Annotated in this window: 17 protein-coding genes and 2 tRNA genes; all 19 read left to right on the forward strand. The window is 35.2% G+C overall.

Annotation, left to right across the window (positions count from 1 at the left end):
* Positions 1-42: 42 nt before the first annotated feature.
* The 19 genes from spoVG (at position 43) to CN692_RS04315 (ending at position 18,978) form a co-directional block, all read left to right on the forward strand.
* The gene (gene spoVG, locus CN692_RS04225; RefSeq protein ID WP_056474486.1) at positions 43-333 is read left to right on the forward strand and encodes a septation regulator SpoVG; all 291 of its coding nucleotides are present in this window, start codon (positions 43-45) and stop codon (positions 331-333) included.
* 141 nt (positions 334-474) lie between these two features.
* Positions 475-1,833: a bifunctional UDP-N-acetylglucosamine diphosphorylase/glucosamine-1-phosphate N-acetyltransferase GlmU gene (gene glmU / locus CN692_RS04230; RefSeq protein WP_098117901.1), complete on the forward strand. Its 1,359-nt coding sequence runs from the start codon at positions 475-477 to the stop codon at positions 1,831-1,833.
* A gap of 47 nt (positions 1,834-1,880) precedes the next feature.
* Positions 1,881-2,834, forward strand: a complete 954-nt coding sequence (locus CN692_RS04235; RefSeq protein ID WP_098117902.1) for a ribose-phosphate diphosphokinase — start codon at positions 1,881-1,883, stop codon at positions 2,832-2,834.
* A gap of 101 nt (positions 2,835-2,935) precedes the next feature.
* Positions 2,936-3,499 (forward strand): aminoacyl-tRNA hydrolase, encoded by a 564-nt coding sequence (pth, locus tag CN692_RS04240; protein ID WP_098117903.1) that lies wholly within the window; start codon positions 2,936-2,938, stop codon positions 3,497-3,499.
* 88 nt (positions 3,500-3,587) lie between these two features.
* Entirely contained in the window at positions 3,588-3,821 is a 234-nt protein-coding gene (locus CN692_RS27105) for an anti-sigma-F factor Fin (RefSeq protein WP_179874368.1), read from the forward strand.
* A gap of 221 nt (positions 3,822-4,042) precedes the next feature.
* A complete protein-coding gene (gene mfd / locus CN692_RS04250; protein WP_098117905.1) occupies positions 4,043-7,573 on the forward strand; it encodes a transcription-repair coupling factor in 3,531 nt (1,176 codons plus the stop codon).
* A gap of 253 nt (positions 7,574-7,826) precedes the next feature.
* Positions 7,827-8,363 (forward strand): stage V sporulation protein T, encoded by a 537-nt coding sequence (spoVT, locus tag CN692_RS04255; protein WP_098117906.1) that lies wholly within the window; start codon positions 7,827-7,829, stop codon positions 8,361-8,363.
* 206 nt (positions 8,364-8,569) lie between these two features.
* Positions 8,570-10,159, forward strand: coding sequence for a putative polysaccharide biosynthesis protein (locus CN692_RS04260; protein ID WP_098117907.1), 1,590 nt, complete (start codon positions 8,570-8,572; stop codon positions 10,157-10,159).
* Positions 10,160-10,177: 18 nt separating this feature from the next.
* Positions 10,178-11,632 carry a nucleoside triphosphate pyrophosphohydrolase gene (gene mazG, locus CN692_RS04265; protein ID WP_098117908.1) on the forward strand — a complete coding sequence of 485 codons (1,455 nt, stop codon included), beginning with the start codon at positions 10,178-10,180 and terminating at the stop codon, positions 11,630-11,632.
* A gap of 26 nt (positions 11,633-11,658) precedes the next feature.
* Positions 11,659-11,928 (forward strand): RNA-binding S4 domain-containing protein, encoded by a 270-nt coding sequence (locus CN692_RS04270; protein WP_056474461.1) that lies wholly within the window; start codon positions 11,659-11,661, stop codon positions 11,926-11,928.
* Positions 11,929-12,018: 90 nt separating this feature from the next.
* Positions 12,019-12,324 (forward strand): sporulation protein YabP, encoded by a 306-nt coding sequence (gene yabP / locus CN692_RS04275; protein ID WP_098117909.1) that lies wholly within the window; start codon positions 12,019-12,021, stop codon positions 12,322-12,324.
* Complete coding sequence (yabQ, locus tag CN692_RS27110; protein ID WP_098117910.1) at positions 12,321-12,932, forward strand: spore cortex biosynthesis protein YabQ; 612 nt, start codon at positions 12,321-12,323, stop codon at positions 12,930-12,932. The genes yabP and yabQ overlap by 4 nt, the downstream gene beginning before the upstream one ends.
* On the forward strand, positions 12,933-13,310 hold the full coding sequence (locus CN692_RS04285) for an FtsB family cell division protein (protein WP_098117911.1): 378 nt from the start codon (positions 12,933-12,935) through the stop codon (positions 13,308-13,310).
* An 84-nt stretch (positions 13,311-13,394) separates the two neighbouring features.
* Positions 13,395-13,865 carry a S1 domain-containing RNA-binding protein gene (locus CN692_RS04290; RefSeq protein ID WP_098117912.1) on the forward strand — a complete coding sequence of 157 codons (471 nt, stop codon included), beginning with the start codon at positions 13,395-13,397 and terminating at the stop codon, positions 13,863-13,865.
* 154 nt (positions 13,866-14,019) lie between these two features.
* Positions 14,020-14,096 (forward strand) — tRNA-Met (locus tag CN692_RS04295).
* Between the two features lie 11 nt (positions 14,097-14,107).
* Positions 14,108-14,179, forward strand: a tRNA-Glu gene (locus CN692_RS04300).
* A gap of 416 nt (positions 14,180-14,595) precedes the next feature.
* Positions 14,596-17,070: a stage II sporulation protein E gene (spoIIE, locus tag CN692_RS04305; RefSeq protein ID WP_098117913.1), complete on the forward strand. Its 2,475-nt coding sequence runs from the start codon at positions 14,596-14,598 to the stop codon at positions 17,068-17,070.
* 80 nt (positions 17,071-17,150) lie between these two features.
* The gene (locus tag CN692_RS04310) at positions 17,151-17,885 is read left to right on the forward strand and encodes a VWA domain-containing protein (RefSeq protein ID WP_098117914.1); all 735 of its coding nucleotides are present in this window, start codon (positions 17,151-17,153) and stop codon (positions 17,883-17,885) included.
* Positions 17,854-18,978: a protein kinase domain-containing protein gene (locus CN692_RS04315; RefSeq protein ID WP_098117930.1), complete on the forward strand. Its 1,125-nt coding sequence runs from the start codon at positions 17,854-17,856 to the stop codon at positions 18,976-18,978. The genes CN692_RS04310 and CN692_RS04315 overlap by 32 nt, the downstream gene beginning before the upstream one ends.
* Positions 18,979-19,038: the final 60 nt, after the last annotated feature.

Below are 19,038 nucleotides of genomic sequence, written 5' to 3' on the forward strand. Positions count from 1 at the left end.
ACTTACTAATTATGGTTTAAGTTGAAAAAGGTGGTGAACAAGATGGAAGTGACAGACGTAAGACTACGCCGCGTAAACACGGAGGGTCGTATGAGAGCTATTGCATCAATTACTTTAGATCATGAATTTGTCGTTCATGATATTCGTGTAATCGATGGTAACAACGGATTATTTGTAGCAATGCCAAGTAAACGTACTCCGGATGGAGAGTTCCGTGATATCGCTCATCCGATTAACTCTTCAACTCGTAGCAAAATACAAGATTCTGTATTAGCTGAATATCACCGTGTAGGTGAGCTGGAAGAAGACTTTGAAGAAGCAGGTGCTTCTTAAAAATATGACCAAAAAGAACCCATTAATGTATAATGGGTTCTTTTTTTATGGTATAATAAAATGGATGTATTTTGTAAAAAAATATAAAAATTAGCAAATTGACCTAACAGGTATTGGTATTTAGATTGATGGAGGTTGACTATGTCAAATAAATATGCGATTGTTCTAGCTGCAGGAAAAGGTACTAGAATGAAATCAAAATTATATAAAGTACTTCACCCTGTCTGTGGAAAACCTATGGTTCAGCATGTTGTAGACCACGTAAAATCAGTTGGTGTACAAAATATTGTAACTGTTGTAGGTCACGGAGCAGAATTAGTTAAAACACAATTAGGTGACGATAGCGAATATGCTCTTCAGGCTGAGCAATTAGGTACTGCACATGCTGTGATTCAAGCAGCGCCATCTTTAAAAGATAAAGAAGGAACCACTTTAGTAATCTGTGGTGACACACCATTAATCTCCCCAGAAACAATTGAAGCTTTATTTGCTGAACATGATCGATTACAGGCAAAAGCTACCATTTTAACAGCTCATATTGAGGATTCAACTGGTTATGGTAGAATAATTAGGGGCGAAAATGGATCTGTATTAAAAATTGTTGAGCATAAGGATGCAAATCCGGAAGAGCTTGCAGTGAAAGAAATTAATACAGGTACATATTGTTTTGATAATAAGGCATTATTTGATGCACTAAGCGAAGTGAATAATGATAATTCTCAAGGTGAGTACTATTTACCGGATGTTATTGAGATACTAAAAGCAAAAGGTGAAATCGTAGCTGCATATAAAACAGCGAACTTTGATGAAACATTAGGTGTAAATGATCGATATGCTTTATCGATTGCGGAATCATTAATGCAAAAAAATATAAATAAAAAGCATATGTTGAATGGAGTAACGATTATCGATTCATCAAGCACATATATTTCAGCAGATGCAATTATTGGTTCGGATACTATTATTTACCCTGGTACAATGATCTATGGGAATAGTATAATAGGGTCTGATAGTACAATTGGCCCGAATACAGAAATTATCGATAGTGTAATTGGTAATGATACGATCATTAAGCAATCGGTTGTACATGAGAGTAAGATTGGTCATTCAACATCAGTTGGGCCTTTTGCTCATATTCGTCCTGCGTCAACATTAGGTGATGAAGTTCGAATTGGTAATTTTGTTGAGACTAAGAAAGTTTCTTTTGGTAATAGAAGTAAAGCTTCTCATTTAAGCTATATTGGTGATGCGGAAGTAGGTCAAGATGTTAATCTTGGTTGTGGCTCAATCACTGTAAATTACGACGGTAAAAACAAGTTTAAAACAACGATTGAGGACAATGTTTTTGTTGGTTGTAATTCAAACTTAATTGCACCAGTAACTGTGAAAAAAGGTTCATACATTGCAGCTGGTTCAACAATTACTGATGAAGTTCCAGAAGACTCACTGGCAATTGCGAGAGCAAGGCAAGTGACAAAAGAAGGTTACTATAAAAATTAATTATAGATAAATAAAAAGAAAAGAAAAAAGCGGAGGGTACACGAAACATGCCTAATCATTATCCAGACAAGCATTTAAAAGTATTTACTCTAAACTCAAATCCTAAATTGGCGGAAGAAATTGCAAAGCATATTGGTGTAGAGCTTGGTAAATGTTCGGTTTCTCGTTTTAGCGATGGAGAAGTGCAAATTAACATTGAGGAAAGTATTCGTGGTTGTGATGTATTTATCATTCAATCAACAAGTTTCCCAGTAAACGAAAGTATTATGGAATTGTTAATCATGATTGATGCTTTAAAACGTGCATCAGCGAAAACAATTAACATCGTAATTCCTTACTACGGTTATGCTCGTCAAGATCGTAAAGCTCGTTCACGTGAGCCAATTACATCTAAGTTAGTTGCAAATCTTCTTGAGACTGCTGGTTCTACTCGAGTGATTACACTTGATTTACATGCTCCACAAATTCAAGGATTCTTTGATATCCCGATTGATCACTTATTAGGTGTACCTATCCTTTCAGATTATTTTAGAAAAAAACAGCTTGAAGATATCGTAATTGTTTCTCCTGACCATGGTGGAGTAACAAGAGCTCGTAAAATGGCTGATCGTCTTAAAGCTCCAATTGCTATCATTGATAAACGTCGTCCAAAACCAAATGTTTCCGAAGTTATGAACATCATCGGTAATATTGAGGGTAAAACGGCTATTCTAATTGATGATATTATTGATACAGCGGGTACAATTACACTTGCTGCTAATGCATTAGTAGAGCACGGTGCAAAAGAAGTATATGCATGTTGTACACACCCTGTATTGTCTGGACCGGCAATTGATCGTATCGAAAACTCTTGTATTAAAGAATTAGTTGTAACAAATTCAATTTGTCTTACTGACGATAAAAGAACTGATAAACTTGTTGAATTATCAGTTGCAGGCTTGTTAGGTGAAGCGATTATTCGTGTTTATGAAGAGCAATCAGTAAGTACATTATTTGATTAATAGTAAAATTACATCTTTGCTTTAAAACTTATAAGAGGACGTAACCAGAAGTGGTTACGTCTTTTCGCAATATAACCAGAGATTAAGAATGGAGGAATAAAATGAAATTGTTTGTAGGATTAGGCAATCCGGGTAGAGAATATGAGAGAACGCGACATAATATAGGTTTCATTGCGATCGATGAATTGGCTCACCGTTGGGGTATTTCATTAAACCAACAAAAATTTAATGGTATTTATTCTTCTGGGATTGTAAATGGTGAAAAAGTCTTTTTGTTAAAACCTTTAACATACATGAATTTATCAGGTGAAAGTGTAAGGCCGTTCATGGATTATTTTAATATTGATATAGAAGACCTTGTTGTACTTTATGATGAAATGGATATTCCAACTGGTAAGCTGCGTTTGCGCACTAAGGGAAGTGCTGGTGGTCATAATGGGATTAAGTCATTAATTCAGCATTTAGGGACACAAGAATTCCAACGTATTCGCATCGGAGTGGACCGCCCTTCTAATGGGATGAGCGTTGTAAATCATGTACTCTCAAACTTTTTTGAAGAGGAAATTGCTGAAGTTGTTGATGGTGTAAAAAAAGCAGCGGATGCATGTGAATACTTTTTAAATCATTCTTTTGTAGACGTGATGAATCAATATAATAAAAAATAAAAAACAGGAATTTACGCCTTCATATTGAATAAGTATAGTTAGTACAAACCATACTGTATATATGAATTTTTGTAGTATGGAGGCAGTAATGGAATTATTAGAATGTCAGTGTCGATATTGCAGTAAATGCATGGGTAGTATTGAAAAGGATCAACTTTTACAAGTATCATCTTCTTATTGTCATTCATTTGGCGAGGAGCTAAGTGATTTTGTAAATTTTATTCAATCTCCTAATCAAGTAATTTATATCGTGTGTGAGGATTGCGAAATGACCCTATCAGAGTTTCCGCATTACCATGAATATAAAAATTTTATAAACTAAAGTGCCTTTGGTTAATAACTGAGGCGTTTTTCTGTTTTTTCTAGGCTCACTGTTAAGGTGTTTTGATTAAAACGTAAAACAAAACATTTGTGAAATGTGATTTAAGTATTCATTATTTTTTGCACTTTTCATCTACAGGCCTAATTTTAAAAAAACTATAAATATAAACTTCAACTAAGGGTATTGTTTACTTAGATTGACTGTTAGGGGAGATTGACTTCGTGATTGGTTTGATTGAACAATTTAACCATTATAAAGATATTAAAAAGATAATGCAGGGCCTTAAAAGCGGGTTGAAAGAGCAGTTGGTTACAAACTTAACTGGGTCTGCAAAAACATTGCTAGCGGGTGCTGTTTTTAAAGAAACTGGACAAACACAGTTAATTGTAACGAATAATCTTCTTCAAGCTCAGAAGGTAGCGGAAGATTTGAGAGCAGCTGTAGGTGAAGAAAAGGTATTTCTATATCCTGCAAATGAATTAATTGCATCAGAGATTGCGGTATCAAGTCCAGAGCTCAGATCACAAAGACTAATCGCACTAAACAGTTTGATGTCAGAAAAACCAGCGATTGTAGTTACACCAGTCTCTGGATTAATCGGATATTTACCATCTCCTGAATTATGGGCTAGCAATCAAATTAATTTTGAAATCGGCGAAGAGATCGATTTACCGAATTTGATATCAAAATTTGTCCAAATGGGCTATGAGCGTGTTGGAATGGTAGAAAGTAAGGGAGAATTTAGTGTACGTGGTGGAATTCTTGATATTTATCCACTTACATATGAAGACCCTATTCGTATAGAGCTCTTTGATACAGAAATCGATTCAATTCGTTCGTTTTCTCCTGATTCTCAAAGGTCGATTACAAAATTTGAAATTGTGCATATTGGTCCGGCAACAGAAAGAATTATCTCTAAGACTGATTTACAATTAGGTGTTCAACGTATAGAGCAAGCTTTTAAAACGACTCTATCAAAAGTAAAAGATCAACAATTAAAAGAATCATTAGCTGAAAAGGTCACCTATGATCTTGAACAGTTAAAACAAGGGCAGTTGATTGATCAAATATATAAATATTTTGGCCTAATCTATGAAAACCAATTTAGTTTACTAGATTATGTTCCAAAAGAAGCTATTGTTGTAATCGATGAGATTTCCAGGGTTCATGAAATTGTTGAACAGCTAAAAAAAGATGAAGCAGAGTGGTATACATCTTTATTGGCAGAAGGAAATGCTTTACAGGGCGTAACGTTTTCTCATGATTTTTTCGAATTATTACAATCAAGAAAGCGCCAACAAATTCATACGAGTCTTTTTCCAAGAAGAGTTCCTCATACGCATCCTGAACAGGTAGTGTCGATGCAATGCAAATCGATGCAAGAGTTTCATGGACAAATGGGCCTATTAAAAAATGAACTAGATCGTTGGAAGAAAAATAAATACACGATCGTTATGCTTGGTGAAAGTGATGATAGAACAAACAAAATTGAAAATATATTAGCAGATTACAAAATTGAAGGTAAAATTATCTCTTCTATTGAGCAAATCAAAAATGGTGAAGTTTACATCATGAAGGGTGATCTTCGTTCTGGATTCGAACTTCCGTTAGAGAAATTTGTTCTCATTACGGAGCGAGAGCTATTTACTAAAAAAGCTAAGAAGAAAAAGAGAATTAATACAAAGCTATCGAATGCAGAACGAATAAAAAATTACTCGGAATTAAAAGTCGGAGATTATGTTGTTCATGTTAATCATGGTATCGGTAAATTTTTAGGAATTGAAACATTAGAGATTAATGGAATCCATAAAGATTATTTACATATTCGATATCATGGTGACGATAAATTATTCGTACCGATCGAACAAATTGACCAAGTACAGAAGTATGTGGGTTCTGAGGGTAAGGAACCAAAGATCTATAAACTTGGCGGGACTGATTGGAAAAAGGTTAAGAAGAAAGTTGAAGGCTCAGTACAGGATATTGCTGATGATTTAATTAAACTTTACGCAGAGCGTGAAGCATCAAAAGGTTATGCATTTTCTCCTGACGGGCTAGAGCAACAAGAATTTGAGTCTTCGTTTCCATACCAGGAAACTGACGATCAGCTTAGATCAATTCATGAGATTAAAAAGGATATGGAAAGAGAACGTCCAATGGATCGACTGCTTTGTGGAGACGTTGGATATGGGAAAACTGAAGTTGCTATTCGTGCTGCCTTTAAAGCAATTGTTGAAGGTAAGCAGGTTGCTATTTTAGTTCCTACTACAATTTTAGCACAACAGCATTTCGAAACATTAAGAGAAAGATTTCAGGATCACGCAATTAATATCGGCCTGTTAAATCGTTTCCGATCTCGTAAGCAGCAGCTTGAAACGATGAAGGGATTAAAAGAAGGCTCTGTTGATATAGTAGTTGGAACTCATCGTTTATTATCAAAGGATATTATTTATAAAGATTTGGGCCTTTTAGTTATTGATGAAGAGCAACGATTTGGTGTATCTCATAAAGAAAAAATTAAACAGCTAAAAGCAAATATAGATGTTTTAACGCTAACTGCAACTCCGATTCCTCGTACATTGCATATGTCAATGCTAGGAGTAAGAGACTTATCAGTTATTGAAACGCCTCCAGAAAATCGTTTTCCAGTTCAAACATATGTAGTCGAGTATAACGCTGCATTAGTGAGAGAGGCGATTGAAAGGGAGCTTGCTCGCGATGGACAGATTTACTTCTTATACAATCGAGTAGAAGATATCGAGCGTATGGCTGAACAGATTTCAATGCTTGTACCAGATGCGAAGGTAGCCGTCGCACATGGTCGAATGAATGAAGGAGAACTGGAATCAGTTATGTATGCCTTCTTAGATGGTCAATATGATGTATTAGTCAGTACAACGATTATCGAAACAGGTGTGGATATTCCAAATGTTAATACATTGATTGTGTATGATGCGGACCGAATGGGTCTTTCAACACTTTATCAATTAAGAGGGCGTGTAGGACGCTCAAATCGAGTAGCTTATGCCTATTTCACCTATAAGCAGGATAAAGTATTAACTGAAGTTGCCGAGAAGCGTTTACAGGCAATTAAGGAGTTTACAGAACTAGGTTCCGGCTTCAAAATTGCTATGCGTGACTTGTCGATACGAGGTGCAGGGAATCTACTTGGTGCACAGCAACATGGATTTATTGATTCAGTTGGATTCGATTTATATTCTCAAATGTTAAAAGATGCAATCGAACAGCGTAGAGGAGTTAAGAAAGAAGATTTAATTTCAATCGAAATTGACATTGAAGTAGATGCTTATTTACCTGATACGTATATTCAAGATAGTAAGCAAAAAATAGAGATGTACAAACAATTTAGAAGAATTGAAACGTTTGAGGAGTTAAATGACCTGCAAGAGGAATTAATGGACCGCTTTGGGGATTTCCCTGTGGAAGTAGGCTACCTATGCCAAGTGGCTCATATTAAGCTTTTAGCCATTGCTGAGAAGATTGAACTGATCAAGCAAGCTAAGTCTGAAGTGAGTGTTTATTTCTCTGAGGTGGCAAGTACAAATATTGACGGCGGGAAGCTATTCCAATTATGTAATTCCTTTGGTAGAGGAATCGGCCTAGGAATGGATGGGTCGAAATTAAAAGTTACGCTAGACGTAAAAGGAAAGAATCCAGCGGAATGGCTAACTACACTAGAAGGTTTAATTAACGGATTAAAAAATGTGAAAAAAGAGAGCGTTAATGCTTAAGGTGTAGAAGCTAGAAAATAGAGGAGAATATGGGTTAATTTAATCTAAATTCTTCTGTGATTTAAATAAAAGTTACCAAAAAGTGCTTACAATACTATATTTTTAGTAAAGGTGTTAAAAAATCTCACTTATTTTGTATAGAACTTTCGTTGTGTAGGATACTATCATTAATTAAGGGTGACCTTACCTCATTGTCACTCGGGTATCTTTATCAACGTAGACATGCAAGTAAGTGAGGAGGCGCTTTACAAGTATGAAAGCAACAGGTATTGTTCGTCGAATTGACGATTTAGGTCGAGTAGTAATACCAAAGGAAATTAGGAGAACTTTACGGATTCGTGAAGGCGATCCATTAGAGATATTCGTTGACCGAGATGGAGAAGTTATTTTAAAGAAATATTCACCTATTAGCGAGTTAAGTGATTTCGCAAAGGAATACGCAGATGCACTATATGACACACTTGGACACACAGTCATTATCAGTGATCGTGATTCAGTAGTGGCAGTTGCAGGTGCTTCGAAGAAAGAATACTTAAACAAAAATATTGGTGATATTATCGAAAAAACGATGGTGGAGCGTAACTCAAAGGTAGTTAGTGAGCCAGGAGAAGCTTCATTTATCGAAAGTGTTATTGAAAAATATCATTCCTACGCGGTAGGAGCAATCATAGCTAGTGGGGATCCAATTGGAGCCGTAGTGATCTTTTCAAAAGACAAAACAATTTCTGAAGTTGAAAAGAAAGCGATAGACACTGCTACTAATTTCTTAGCTAGACAAATGGAGCAATAATCATACATTTAGTAAGCAAAGGCCAGTAAAGGTTAATTTATACCTTTACTGGTCTTTGTGTTTTTATTATTTTTTTACTCAACAGTAAAGTTAAATCTTACCAAAAATGGAAAAGGGGAGTTTTTTCTTTCGACAACTCTTTACATAAGGCCTAATAATGTAATACATTAAAGGGTGAACCGTCTATCAAAGGAGTTGTAATCCTTTTGCAAAATGCTAAACAAAAAGCAGCCTTACAAGGCGCATTATTCATAACAATAGCATCATTATTATCAAAAGTATTGAGTGCATTTTATAAAATACCCTATCAAAATATTGCTGGAGATTTAGGTTACTATATTTACCAACAGGTTTACCCTGTTTACGCAATTGCTTTAGCTTTTTCAACATACGGCTTTCCTTTAGTTTTATCATCTTATGTAGCTGAAAGAGTGGCGAAAAAAGATGATAAGGGGGCTAAAGATTTAGTTTATGCAACATTTATGATGTTGTTAGTCATTGGGATATTATGTTTTTTAACTTTATACATAGGCAGTAATAGTATAGCAAAGTTTATGCGGGATGATCATCTAGCGATGTTAATTCGCGTTGTCAGTGTTGGCTTTTTATTTGTTCCAATAACTTCAGCGTTTCGTGGATATTACCAAGGTTTAGGAGATATGGGACCTACATCAGTCAGCCAGGTAATTGAACAGTTTATTCGAGTGATCACGATTTTAGTACTGTCACTTTATTTAATGGAAACGACTGATAATCTTTATATTGTAGGTGCGGGTGCTGTTTCAGGTTCAATACTAGGTAGTATAGCAGCGATACTTTACTTCTTTTATTGGGTTTCTTTTCGCGGCTCCGGATTAACAATCCCATCGTTTGGTTTAATTAAAACCTATCGTTTAGAATTAAAAACGATTTTATATCAAGGGATCTTACTCAGTCTAAGTAGCTTAGTACTTGTATTTATTCAGTTTATCGATTCAATCTCTTTTTACCCTTTATTAGTACAATATGGGTATCATGTTGAAGGTGCTAAACTTGTGAAGGGTATTTATGACCGTGGATTTCCATTAATTCAATTAGGTTCTGTCATTGCTTCATCCTTTTCGCTTGCCTTAATTCCTTATTTATCTAGTGAATTAGTTCGTAAAGAACATAATTCTATAAATAATCGTATTTCAGGTGCCATTAGGGTGAGTATTGTAGTAGGAGCTGCTGCAACAATCGGTCTAATTTCGATTATCCATCCGACGAATATCATGCTTTATCGAAATGATTTAGGCACAGATGTCCTAACGGTTTTATGTGCATCGATTTTCTTCGCCGGGGTATCCATTACGACATCTTCAATAGCACAAGGGTTAGGCAAAAGTTTAATTCCTGCTTTAAATGTGTTAGCAGGTGGTTGTGTGAAATTTGTTGGTAATGTTATTTTAATGGAGCAAATAGGATCAAAAGGGGCAGCCTATTCAACGGTGATTGCTCTAATTATCGTTACGATATTGAATTTGGCTTATATTTATAAATTGTCGAAAACAACATTTTTTGGCTTTACGTTTATTGCGAAATTACTAGTTGCCCTAGCAGTTATGTATGGCTGTGTATATGGATATGAGCATGTTTTTGAAAAGTATGCAATGTTTATCAACCCACTTCGTTTAAGAATGTTAGTGGAGGCATTATCATCAGCGGTTGTAGGAGCAATGGCATTTGGAATTGTTTTAATTAAAATTAAGTTATTTACAGTAGAAGAGCTAAGCTCATTAGTTAAAAGTGAAAAATTATTAAAGTGGCTCTCTTAAAAGAACAGGAGGAGGAAAATGAACAAGATTACAGTTTTAGGTTTAGGAGCAGGAGACCTTAATCAGCTTCCATTTGGAATTTATAAAGTGTTACAAAAAACTGACAATCTTTATTTACGTACAAAAGACCACCCTGTTATAAGCGAATTAGAAAAAGAAGGTCTAACTTTTCAATCATTTGACGAAATATATGAAAAACACGATCGTTTTGAAGAAGTCTACCAAGAAATTGTACAGGCGTTAGTGAAAGCTTCTGAAGCGGAATCCATTACATACGCGGTACCAGGACATCCCCTTGTAGCGGAAAAAACGGTTCAGCTATTAATCGAACTTGCGGATAAGGGCACTATCCAGCTAGATATTAAAGGTGGACAGAGCTTTTTAGATGCGATGTTTACTAGCTTGAAAATTGATCCTATCGAAGGATTCCAGTTTGTGGATGCAACAGATTTAGAGCAAGAGCAAATTACATTTAGGCAGCATTTGATCATATGCCAAGTTTACGACCAAATGACTGCTTCACATACGAAATTAAAATTAATGGAGCAGCTTCCTGATGATTATGAAGTGGTAATTGTGACAGCAGCGGGTAGCGCAGATGAGCTAATAAGTAGAGTGCCTTTATATGAGATGGATCGCAATACGACTATCAATAACATGACAAGTGTGTATGTACCGCCTGTTAAAAATGAAGAGGATCTATATCACCAATTTGAGACTCTTCGCTCTGTTATTGCTACTTTAAGAGGCCCTGACGGTTGTCCATGGGATCAGAAGCAAACACATGTATCATTAAAGAAATACCTATTAGAAGAGGCGTATGAGCTGATTGAAGCAATTGACGAAGAGGATGACGATCATATTATTGAAGAACTTGGTGATGTTTTACTTCAAGTGATGTTACACGCTCAAATAGGAGAAGATGAAGGTTATTTCTCTATTCAAGATGTTATCCAAGTGTTAGTGAGTAAGCTGATTTATCGTCACCCTCATGTCTTTTCAACTGTTCATGTTAATAATGAAGAGGAAGTATTAAAAAATTGGCAGGAATTAAAGCAAGCTGAAAAGGGCCATGTGGTTGAATCTGTTCTTTCAGGAATTCCAAAGGAACTTTCTGGATTATTAAAAGCAGAAAAACTTCAAAGAAAAGCGGCAAAAGTGGGATTTGATTGGAAAGAATTACCTCCGGTGGTGGATAAAGTTAGAGAAGAACTAACTGAAGTTCTTGATGCAATTGAATCAAAAGACCAGTCTAAAATTGAAGCAGAACTAGGTGATTTATTATTTAGTATTGTTAATTTAGCTCGTTTTATTGATGTAAACCCTGAAGAAGCAATCTTAAAAACGAATATGAAATTTACTAAACGTTTTCAATATATTGAAACAAGACTTAATGAAATTAATAAAACCTTTTCAGACGTATCTCTAGAAGAAATGGATGAGATATGGAATGAAGCTAAAAAATTCGAATGATCAATGAGGATTAAGGAGAATAAAATATGAGACTTGATAAATTTTTAAAAGTATCGAGAATTATTAAGCGTCGAACACTTGCTAAAGAAGTGGCTGATCAAGGAAGAATAACAATAAATGGAACGGTAGCAAAAGCATCTACAGAAGTAAAAGTAAATGATGAATTAAAAATTCGCTTCGGGCAGAAAATTGTGACGGCAAAGATCAATCTACTTAAGGAAACTGTACGAAAAGAAGAAGCAGATGCAATGTATACAATCATAAGCGAGGAAAAACTGTCAGATAGCTTGTTCTAAAAAAGTTGTCCCTTCATATACTTTTACAAATAACACTGTATTAAGAACTTGTTGTAAAGCGATACAGTTTATGTAAATGGAGGGACTAGTATGAATAATCCGTATGACTTAAATGCGAAAAATACAAACCAAATAATCGAGCAGGATTTGTCCTTAAAAAGTAGAAGATATCTTGAAATCACTGGAGTTAAGCAGGTAGAGAGCTTTGATAGTGAAGAATTCCTTTTAGAAACAGCTTTAGGCTTTTTGCATATTAAAGGTCATAATTTACAAATGAAAAACCTCGATGTAGAAAAAGGTCATGTAGCTATAAAGGGAAAAATTAATGAACTTTGTTATATTGACGAGTACAACTCAGGGAAAGCTAAAGGGATCTTTAGCAAGCTATTTAAATGAGCTTAAACGTTCAGTTCTACTCAATGATAGCGATGGTCGGTATGGGTGCTTATCTTGGTATGGCACTAGATACATACCATCGTTTTTTATATCGAGGTACTCGTAATCGACTGATCGTGTTCGCTACCGATATTTTATTTTGGGTATTTCAGGCTCTACTAGTTTTTTATGTTTTATACTTAGTTAACGAAGGTGCACTAAGGTTTTATCTCCTGTTAGCTCTACTATGCGGTTATGCAGCATACCAAAGTCTACTGCGAACTATTTATAAAAAAGTTTTAGAATTTATTATTCAACTAGTTATTAGAATCTACCGCATTATAGTAAAATTAATCATAATATTTATTTTTAAACCTATAAAGGGTATTATTCAGTTAATAATCGTGATACTTTTGTTTATTTATGGTCTCCTTATTCGACTGATCCGATTACTTTACAACGTTGTCTTATCTATTCTTTTGTTTTTCGGCAGAGTATGTTGGTTTTTTGTGCCAAAACGAGTCAAAAACTATTTAATACAATTTAAAGGAGTTTTCGGAAAATTCAAGAATATCTTCCTTACTACTATTAAAAAAGTAAAAGATTTTTTAGATAGGAGGAAGAGATAGGTGGAACATGCGAGACAGTTGGACCTAAGTAGACAAGTTCAGGATAAACAAAATATTACTTTAGTTGAAGAACAGGGGATGAAACCTAAGAGAAGAAGTTTTAAAAAGTTTTTAATACGTATGTCATTATTTTGTTTTTTAACAGTGCCAGTATACTTTTTATTACAATCTCACTACGTAGCGCAGCAGCACGTTTATTCTTCTAAAGTAAAGCAATTAAAACTAGCAAAGGCTGATTTAAAGAAAACAAAAGATACGGTAGAAGATTCAAAACGTATGATTGACCAATTGAACGATGATCAATATATTATTGAGCTTGCTAGGAAAAACTTATTTTTTTCTAAAAAAGGAGAAATAATTTTCCCAAATATTAAGTAATTATCGTTTCATTGACACTTGTTTTTATAATTTTATATAATATAGTAAATCCAGTTAAACATTTTAAGGAGGAGCATTTTTTTTATGTCAATTGAGGTAGGCAGCAAAGTTAGTGGGAAAGTTACAGGTATTACAAATTTTGGTGCTTTTGTAGAGCTACCAGAAGGAGTAACTGGACTTGTTCACATTAGTGAAGTAGCTGACAACTATGTTAAAGATATTAACGAACATTTAAAAGTTGGCGATGAAGTCGAAGTAAAAGTAATCAATGTTGAGAAAGACGGTAAAATCGGCCTTTCAATTAAAAAAGCAAAAGAACGTCCACCGGTTAAAGAGGGAGAACGTGAGCAAAGACCTCGCACTAGCAGACCTTCATATGGAGGAAACAATGGTGGAAATCGTGGTAGAAGTCAAAACCGTTCAGATCAACGTCCAGTCAAAGAAACATTTGATCAAAAAATGAGTAAATTTTTAAAAGACAGTGAAGATCGTCTAGCTTCTTTAAAACGCAACACAGAATCTAAGCGTGGTGGCCGTGGAGCTCGTCGAGGTTAATTTACTACCTTGCTTGGACATAAATGCTTATATAGAACACGCACTCTTAATGGGTGCGTTTTTTGTATGAAAAAAACTATAAAATAAAATATGAAAAAACTGTTGACGGTCAATTGGTACCATGGTAAGATAAATCTTGTCGTTTAAAGATAATGGCGGTGTAGCTCAGCTGGCTAGAGCGTACGGTTCATACCCGTGAGGTCGGGGGTTCGACTCCCTCCGCCGCTACCATTCCCTTTGACGGCCCGTTGGTCAAGCGGTTAAGACACCGCCCTTTCACGGCGGTAACACGGGTTCGAGTCCCGTACGGGTCATCATCAAAAACGCCTGGTCTCTTTAAAAGAGGCTAGGCGTTTTTTTCTTTTCACTCCCACTTAACTTCTAAAAAAGAATCTCAAATCAATTAATCTTTCCAGATCTAAACTATTTAAATCTATTCCCGCCCTTAACCTGATTTTTAATCCTGACCTTACTAGTTCTTAAAAACTGCCACTTTCGCTCTTAAACCTTTCTATCCCACATTTCGATTGACATAAAATTTAATAATTGCGTTTCTTTTACCCTATTAGAGAAATTATGCTGCTAGCTTTACTCATATTTTGTAAAACAGTTGTACGTAAAAGCTTTTTCCGTCGAAGAAAACTTTTTTTTACCTTTGTCATTTTGACATATTCCTTCAAATGGACAAGTTAAAATATGTTCAATAAACCAAATCGGATGAGGTGGAAATATGACGAAACTGGAAAGAGGATCTTCAAATTCTTCGGCTAGCTTGGTCCCTACTAACGGGTTTCAATCAGTTTTTCGGCAATCTTCTAAATCAATCAAGACTAAACTAGAAAAAGCATTTTTTGATTGGGGTCTTCTAATCTTTTTAACGGGATTTTTATTAGGGAGAGCGTTGATCTTATCGCATATTCTTCCGTTTGTCTTACCGTTTTTTGCTTCTGTTTATATGATGAAAAGAGAACGGACGGGAGTAGCGTTTGTCGCTCTTATGGTTGGTTCACTAACGGTGTCGATTGAAACGGTTAGTTATGCTTTTGCCACTGTTATCTTATTTTTTATCCTCAATATATTCTTTGCTAGAGTTAAACGACATTATATAGGTCTAGTACCTTTTCAAGTATTTTTATCAGTATTTATTAGTCACTTATTAATCGCATATGCTTTCCAACAAGAAGTACTAATGTATGATGTATTAATGGCTTCTGTGGAAGCAGGATTAAGTTTTATCCTAACAATGATTTTTTTCCAAAGTGTACCTTTACTAGCGATTCCTAAGAGAAAACAGCTTTTAGGTGTTGAAGAAATCGTGTGTTTAGTTATTCTTTTAGCTTCAGTTGTGACGGGGACAACTGACTGGTATATTCAAGATTTATCAATTCAGCATATCGTTACTAGATATATTGTTTTACTATTTGCCTTCGTAGCGGGAGGAACGGTAGGGTGTACAGTAGGAGTTGTAACGGGCCTAATATTAAGTCTAGCGAGTGTTTCAAGCTTATACCAAATGAGCTTATTAGCATTCTCTGGATTGCTAGGAGGCTTATTAAAAGAAGGTAAGAGATTAGGTGCAGCGGCTGGACTATTAATTGGGACATGCTTAATAAGTTTCTATGCAGAAAAGCAGTCTGATATTATCTTTTCAATTATTGAATCTGTCATTGCGATTGTATTATTCTTACTAACGCCATCTTTCCTATTAAAGCAATTAGCTAAACTAGTCCCGGGAACAGAGGAGCATTCTACAGATCAGCAGCAATATTTGCGTAAAATCAGAGATTTGACTGCTAATCGTATTACACAATTCTCAAATGTGTTTGAAGCATTGTCTGCGAGCTTTTCACAGCCTAGTCAATTTGCACAAATTGAGGACGAATTGACTGATGAAGAACTATTTATTTGTAGCATTTCCAATAAATGCTGTAGTAGTTGTATGAAAAAAGATCATTGTTGGTCTAATAATGGAGACCGAACATATCAATACATGGAGAATATGATGCATTTAGTAGAAAAGGATCAGCTTATTAAGAACGGTCAATTTATGAGAGAATGGGAAAAATATTGCCAGCGTTCCTCTAAAATGGCGGATTTAATGAAGCAAGAGGTTTTCTATTTCCGTGCAAACCAAAGGCTAAAAAAACAAGTTCAGGAGAGCAGAAGATTAGTAGCAGAGCAATTGCGTGGGGTATCGAAAGTAATGGTTGATTTTGCAAAAGAGATTCAACGAGAAAAAGAGAATCATCAATTGCAAGAGGATCAAATTCTACAGGCTTTATTAAACTTTGGTATTGATGTTAGCCAAGTTGAAATCTATAACCTAGAACAAGGAAACATTGATATTGATATTTTAATTCCTTTTGAAAATGAATATGGAGAGTGTCAAAAGTTAATTGCGCCAATACTATCTGATATTTTAAAGGAGACAATTGTCGTTTTAAAAGAAGAATCAGCAACAATTCCGAACGGAGGGAATTACTTAGTTACATTTGGTTCCGATAAGGCATTTGTTATTGAGACCGGAGTAGCAACAGCAGCTAAAGGTGGAGGATTTATATCTGGTGATGCTTTTAAAATAATGGATGTAGGAGCAGGGAAACAGGCCATCGCAATTAGTGATGGAATGGGTAATGGTGAGCGTGCTCATATTGAAAGTAATGAGACATTAAAACTACTTCAAAAGATATTAAATTCAGGCATAGAGGAAACTGTCGCAATTAAATCTATTAATTCGATCCTTTCCTTACGTACTACTGAAGAGGTATTTGCTACGCTAGATTTGGCAATGGTAGATTTACATGATGCCTCAGCGAAATTCTTAAAAATTGGCTCTTCGCCAAGTTTTGTTAAACGAGGAAAGCAAGTTATAAAAATAGAAGGCAGTAATTTACCAATCGGCATCATTGATGAATTTGACGTAGAAGTTGTAAGTGAGCAACTTAAAGCTGGTGATTTATTGATTATGATGAGTGATGGAATTTTTGAAGGTCCTAGACACGTCGAAAACTATGAAATGTGGATGAAACGTAAAATTAGTGAACTTGAAACAGATGATCCGCAAGCAGTAGCAGAGTTATTACTTGAAGAGGTAATTCGATCAAATACAGGCGATATTAATGATGATATGACAGTCGTAGTTGCTGTTGTAAAGCGAAATATGCCTGAGTGGTCATCAATTGCATCATATAGTGCGATGGCTTAGTAAAATAAATTAAATAAAGGTTTATCCCCTCCCGTATTTGGACAAAATGGTAACAACTTTTATGCGGAGGGGATTTTAGTATGTATAAGGGAAAATTAAAGCAAATTTTATTAATTACAGATGGTTATTCAAATCATGGTGAAGATCCACTAGCTGTTTCAAGCTTGGCGCAAGAATATGGTATCACTGTCAATGTAATCGGAATTTTAGATGAAAATGTCCAAAATGGCGATGGATTGAAGGAAATTGAAGAAATTGCTAGAGCAGGTGGAGGAATTAGTCAGGTTGTTTATACGAAACAACTCTCACAAACTGTTCAAATGGTTACTAGAAAAGCAATGACACAAACAATTCAAGGGTTTGTTAATAAGGAATTAAAGCAAATTTTAGGCTCAAGTAATTCAATTGAATCACTACCTCCTTCAAAGCGAGAAGAAGTTTATGAGGTTGTAGAGGATATTGGAGAAACTGTAGGTTTAGAAGTTATTATTTTAGTAGATACGAGTGCTAGTATGAAAGATAAGCTAGAGACTGTTAAAGAATCATTATTTGATCTGCAAATTAGTTTAAACTCTAGAACAGGCGAAAATGCCTACTCGTTATTTATATTTCCCGGGAAACGTGACGATGTTGACAAGTTGTTAGACTGGACACCTAAATTAGAAAAGCTCAACACGATCTTTCCTAAATTAACAATGGGTGGTATGACTCCAACTGGTCCTGCGATTCGCGAAGCATTGAATTATTTTAACGAACAAAATTATGATAGAGGTAATAATGGTGATGATGAACAATCAATTGAATGGGCAGATTAGTCTAGCACCTGGGACTCTCATTACTGGAAAGTGGAATAATAACCAATACGAAATTAAAAGTTTACTTGGAAATGGCGCTAATGGTACAGTTTATCTTGCTTCTGGGAAAAATGGCAATGTTGCCCTTAAGCTGAGTAAGGATTCCACTAATATTACGAATGAAGTGAATGTACTAAAAAAAATCACACAGGTCCAGGATACTTTCCTTGGGCCTTCTTTTATCGATGTAGACGATTATGTAGATTCTGTATCAAGAGAATGCTACTACTTTTATGTAATGGAGTACGTAAATGGAGTTAGTTTACCAAAATTTATAGAGAGAAATGGAATTGAGTGGAGTAGTATATTTATCATTCAAGTGCTATCTCTATTAGATAAATTGCACCATAAGGGGTATATATTTGGGGATTTAAAAACTGATAATCTTCTAGTAACGAAAGAACCAAATAGAATCCAGTGGATTGACTTTGGAGGAGTTACCCAAATCGGACGAGCGGTTAAAGAGTTTACTGAGTTCTTTGATCGTGGTTACTGGGGGTTAGGAACTAGAAAAGCAGAAATCTCCTATGACTTATTTGCTGTGACAATGATTTTTATTCACCTGCATTGTAAAAAACAGTTTCTAAAGAACGGCCAAGGCATAAAGCAAATTGAACAGGTGATCGATCAAACACAGGCCCTTACTCCATATAAAGAGTTTCTGATGAGAGGGTTAAAAGGCGAGTATGTCAGTGCAAACGCAATGAAACAGGCGCTGCTGATGTATGAACAAAAGATAAATGCTACAAAAAAGAAAAATAAAGCGCAACAAGCTACAGCAGCACAAAACAACTCGGTCAACCAAACGAGACAGTCAAAACAGCAAAACCAAGCAGCAAATCAATCAAGGCACTCCAAAAAACATAACCAAGCAGCAAATCAAACTACGCAATCAAAAAATCAGAATCAAATGCCTAACCAATCAACTCAGTCAAGATCGGCGAACAGTGTGTACGTGAAGAAAAAGAAAAAAAGAAGTCATTGGTTCGAAACATCTACAATTCTATTATTAATGGGACTAGCATATGTTTTATATTTTTATTATCAGCTTTAAATCATAGTACTCCATGGATGGGAATGTTAACATATAGATATGAATTATACTTTCATTTAG

Origin of the sequence: Bacillus sp. AFS002410, assembly GCF_002556365.1 — a bacterium.
In the GTDB taxonomy this organism is placed as follows: Bacteria; Bacillota; Bacilli; order Bacillales; family Bacillaceae_G; genus Gottfriedia.

Coding starts and splice junctions, on each gene's coding strand:
- glmU (WP_098117901.1), top strand. CDS start 475: ATGTCAAATAAATATGCGATTGTTCTAGCTGCAGGAAAAGGTACTAGA.
- CN692_RS04310 (WP_098117914.1), top strand. CDS start 17,151: ATGTATAAGGGAAAATTAAAGCAAATTTTATTAATTACAGATGGTTAT.
- CN692_RS04235 (WP_098117902.1), top strand. CDS start 1,881: ATGCCTAATCATTATCCAGACAAGCATTTAAAAGTATTTACTCTAAAC.
- CN692_RS04290 (WP_098117912.1), top strand. CDS start 13,395: ATGTCAATTGAGGTAGGCAGCAAAGTTAGTGGGAAAGTTACAGGTATT.
- mazG (WP_098117908.1), top strand. CDS start 10,178: ATGAACAAGATTACAGTTTTAGGTTTAGGAGCAGGAGACCTTAATCAG.
- CN692_RS27105 (WP_179874368.1), top strand. CDS start 3,588: ATGGAATTATTAGAATGTCAGTGTCGATATTGCAGTAAATGCATGGGT.
- spoIIE (WP_098117913.1), top strand. CDS start 14,596: ATGACGAAACTGGAAAGAGGATCTTCAAATTCTTCGGCTAGCTTGGTC.
- yabQ (WP_098117910.1), top strand. CDS start 12,321: ATGAGCTTAAACGTTCAGTTCTACTCAATGATAGCGATGGTCGGTATG.
- CN692_RS04315 (WP_098117930.1), top strand. CDS start 17,854: ATGATGAACAATCAATTGAATGGGCAGATTAGTCTAGCACCTGGGACT.
- pth (WP_098117903.1), top strand. CDS start 2,936: ATGAAATTGTTTGTAGGATTAGGCAATCCGGGTAGAGAATATGAGAGA.
- spoVG (WP_056474486.1), top strand. CDS start 43: ATGGAAGTGACAGACGTAAGACTACGCCGCGTAAACACGGAGGGTCGT.
- spoVT (WP_098117906.1), top strand. CDS start 7,827: ATGAAAGCAACAGGTATTGTTCGTCGAATTGACGATTTAGGTCGAGTA.
- yabP (WP_098117909.1), top strand. CDS start 12,019: ATGAATAATCCGTATGACTTAAATGCGAAAAATACAAACCAAATAATC.
- CN692_RS04270 (WP_056474461.1), top strand. CDS start 11,659: ATGAGACTTGATAAATTTTTAAAAGTATCGAGAATTATTAAGCGTCGA.